The sequence below is a fragment of the Lentimicrobium sp. S6 genome (assembly GCF_013166635.1).
Taxonomy (GTDB): Bacteria; Bacteroidota; Bacteroidia; order Bacteroidales; family UBA12170; genus UBA12170.
The window spans coordinates 1-4202 of the sequence record NZ_JABKBZ010000141.1 but is presented as its reverse complement, the minus strand read 5'-3'; the positions used below and the strand labels follow the sequence as shown (position 1 = coordinate 4202).

At 31.5% G+C, this 4202-nt stretch carries 2 protein-coding genes; both read left to right on the top strand.

Going from position 1 to position 4202, the window contains the following annotated elements:
- Positions 1 to 271: 271 nt before the first annotated feature.
- A complete protein-coding gene (locus HNS40_RS21655) occupies positions 272 to 2857 on the top strand; it encodes a hypothetical protein (protein WP_172284807.1) in 2586 nt (861 codons plus the stop codon).
- Positions 2858 to 3131: 274 nt separating this feature from the next.
- A complete protein-coding gene (locus HNS40_RS21650; RefSeq protein ID WP_172284806.1) occupies positions 3132 to 3941 on the top strand; it encodes a hypothetical protein in 810 nt (269 codons plus the stop codon).
- The last annotated feature ends 261 nt before the right edge of the window (positions 3942 to 4202 follow it).

Here is a 4202-nt window from a genome sequence, read left to right as displayed (position 1 = left end):
TTTTCGGCTGCTTCTTTTATTAATTGAAGCTTTTCTTCTTTTGTAAACTTTCTTTTTTCTGTCATGATCGTACAAATTTATAGATTTCTAACTATAACTTTGTCCGATTGTTTAAGGGGCCAAAACAGTAATTCTCGATGGTATATGGATTTTAGAAAAAGTCTACGATAATAAACTTATAGACATCGTTGTAGATTCTCTAAATTTATCTGAAGTCTTTAAGGATAAAAAAATAGTTGTTGGAAGTAACGATGCTGAGCGTGTCAAGACATTGCAAGTATTAGAAGAAAAAGTTCAAAATCCGAACCGATACTCAGAATTCGACTTTCAATTAGTTGAGGATGCTCTTGATGTAGCAATTTTATCTCGAAAATTAGAAAAACCTAGAGATGAGATTGAAGGTAAATTTGATAGGGCTCTGCGATTATGTAAAAAATTAAACCGCGAAAAACAATGGATTCGAATTTACTATCAGCGTGCTTGGACTTATTTGTTTTATTTTGATGATTTCTCAGCATTTATAGAAGACTTTAAGGAATTTAAAAAGTATGTATCTATTACATCTTCAATATCAGAAATTGAGCTGTACGTTAATTTGTTTAACGCATTAAGAGGATTTTGTGCTGCCAATTGTGATTTGGAATCATTTGAAGTTGACCTTTCGAAAGAAAGAGAAAACCTTTATTTGTTATTAGACAATTTTTCCACAAAAGAGGATAAACCATGTTCATCTTTAATAGCAAAGTTTTATAAAAAAATAGAACTTCTAATGGATTCAATTCCTGAAGATAATTCTCCAAATAAACATCTTGAAGAATTGTCAAACCTCCTTTTAGAGAGTGAAGGATTAATTGATTTCCCTTTTGATACTTTTAAAAAGATGTTCGAAGAACTGGGAGTGCTATTCCCTGATAATTTTGAATTTGACAACCTTATCGACACCATTGCCCTCTTGGATGAAAAGAGGTCGTCTGAATTAGCCGCAGGTCATACATTTTTACGAAGAGCTACCCAAAAGTTTGAGTCAAAACATTATAAATCTAGTATTATTTATTTTGGGAAATCTGTACTAAAACTAGCTAAAGAAGAAACATATGATGGTTTATATATAGCACTCAAAGGTCTTGGTTATGCTTATAATGAAATGGGATTGTTATGGGCATCGAATAACTGCTTTATTTCTGCAAGTTCAATTGCTTTTAAATCTTGGTATCAGGAAGGTATCCTTGATTCTAGAGTATATGATTGTACGAAACAACTAGCAATTAATGAGCAATTAATTGGCAGAATTCCAAATTTTCTTACTTGGCATGAGCTATTTCATGTAATTGCAAACCAAATCGAAAAAGAAGAGAAAGGTGAGATTCCTGTTTATGAATTATTTGATGCTTGTTTATCGGTAAGATTTCTCAACACAAATTCAAAACTCGATAGTTTAATAACATTTTTACCTGATATTTTAGAAAACCAAAACTTATGGTTATCCCAAAACTCGGTTTTGTACAAATTGGGGCATGAAGAAAATATTGAATGTGATTATAGAAAAATCGGAATTGAAAATAAAGAAGATTTAAAGAAATATTTTGAATTAATTGCAGGGCAACCATTTAAAGAACAAATGGTTTATGAAACAAATTTGTTATCTGGAGATAAAGTCAATATAATCTCAAAAATTCTTGGATGCTCTTTCATATTTGAATTTAAGCAAGATTTAGAATTACTTTTTGCAGCAGAGTCTTTAGCGGCCTTTTTTGAAAGTTTTTTAGCTACATCGCTCAATAATGTAATTCCGACTAAAGAAACGATTCTTATTGAACTTAATAGGGTTGAAAAAGAGAGAGAATTCACTTTTGTATATAATCCTGAAAGAAATCTATATGAACTTAGTTTAAATCAATTTTCGTTTAATCGAGACAACCAATCAAAGATTGTAACTAAAATATTAGAATTTACGGTACATATATTAACCTCAAACTTCTTTATTGACAACCCATTGGAACACCTCGAAAACTTGTTTAAAAATGAGGAAGTTAATGAGAGGTTTGCGTTAATTTTGCATCATAGGAATTTTACTCTTGATATCTTAGGTCAAAAACCCAAACTTTTTCTAGAGGATTGGTATTCAACCAGCATAAAAGAATTTCCAAACATTAGAAAAGTCCCGTTTAATGTAATCGAAGAAGAAGATGAAAAGGAATATAATTATGCTACCAATGATAGTAAAAGACCAGATTTTGATTTGAATAATATATCACATGATAAGAGAAGTGTATCTTCAATAATTGATGAAAACAAATGGAGTATTGCAAAATGGAAAGGCTTTGGCTTTTTCTTTACAGATAAAGGATTTTATGTCTTTATTGGTTTTGAGAATGGAAATGAAAGCAAGCTAATTTTTGAAGATTGGCACAAAAGATTTGGACAACAAGATTCGGAGGATTTAATTCGTATATCTATTATCAAAGGGATAGATAAAAAAAATCCTTTTTGGTATAGAGTATGTATTTCTTCAGATTTTAGGAAAATGAAACATAAAGAAGGTGGGATTACAGTTTCAATGACTAAATCTCATAAAATGACCCCAGATTCCTCTATGAATTTAGAAAGACTTATTGATTCTTATAAAAGCATAAAGAAATTCATATTATGCCCAGCTGAGATAACATTTAATCCTCAGTCAATAAATCCATTTATAACTCACGGTATTCTCAAAACGGAATTAATAATTCGTGAGGCATGGGAAATTGGACTTCATGACCCTGATAGGATGGGTATTACACCAGAAGATAATCCAATAATTCCATCGGATAAAACAAATGCTCCAGTATTAGAAATTTTAAAGAAAAGAAATGCTTGATTACCCTCCCATCGCATCCATACACATTGCCAAGTCGCTCAAAAAAAGCCTACGCACAAACCAAAACTTGTCAAAGAGTATGGTTGCCCCTACACACGGACAGACTGTGGAGAATAAAGCACGAAAACACAACAATAAATATAGGTCATTTGGCGGATAGTAGTAAATTTGAAATGAGTACAATTAATAAAATATATAGCGGTTTGATAGGTTGGAGCTTTGAAATGCCAAACGCCCCATATTCGAGCCGTTGCCAACAATTAGAACAAACAAGATGAGAAACTGGATTTTAATATTAATAACAGGACTACTCTTTAATTCTTGTAAAGGACAAGATAAAGTTGAGTTTGAATCTCATGAACCAAAGCATTCAGCGAAAGAACTTATTTCAATACTTGACAGTACGTACGAAAATCAGGATTCATTAAGACTGATTGAGTTTTTCAATATTTGGAATCTTGATTTACAACCCAATAACAAGAAATATACTGCCCAAAATGAAAGAATAGAATCAGTGTACAACATCTACAGAACTTTTTATATCCCTAGTAGTCCATTTAATCTTGGAGACTGGGAATCATTTCATATTCCAGAGAATAGTTTGGAGTATTTTGTGATTCAAAACAAGATTTTCTATTCAGTCTTACCTGACAATGATTTCGAGAAGTTCCATTGGAAAACAAATAAAATTGATTCAATAAATAATTTTAAACCAAAACTTGAACACCTAGGCCAAAATAGGATTCTTTACCTGACACCCGAATACATTAATTCTTTAAATGGATTTCTTGGTTCTAAATACAAGGAATTGGGAACAGACAACATAATGTCTCCATCATTGCCGGAAGGAGAAAGTGAAAAACGATATAGTTTCTTAAAAAAGCATATTCATATTTTACACGGACATTGGGGTGGATATTGGCATTTAGAAACGCATCCAGATGTTAGTGTAATAGTTATTAATCAAGATTTGACTAAAGCAATAATTCATTTTAGATATGGCTATCAAGGCGGAGAGACTGTATTAGAAAAAGAGAATGGTGTTTGGATTATAAAAAGTTCAAAAGCCACTTGGATTGAATAAATAACTGTTGGCAACAATGGCTAAATAATCAATGCAGGAGTTAGTAGTAAATTGATAAATTTGACGTAAAATAAAACAATAGTAGTAGGCTGAAAAGTAAAGGCTTCGAAAACCTGCACTGCTCATAGCCTGGCACGTTGCCAATAATTTAGAATAACCAAACTCAAAGCATAGAATTTAATAAAAGCGTTCTTTTTATATTGAAAAAACCCGTCTTGGAAATGGGCATTTTACCGGCAATAGATTGAATGAGTAGAAAGA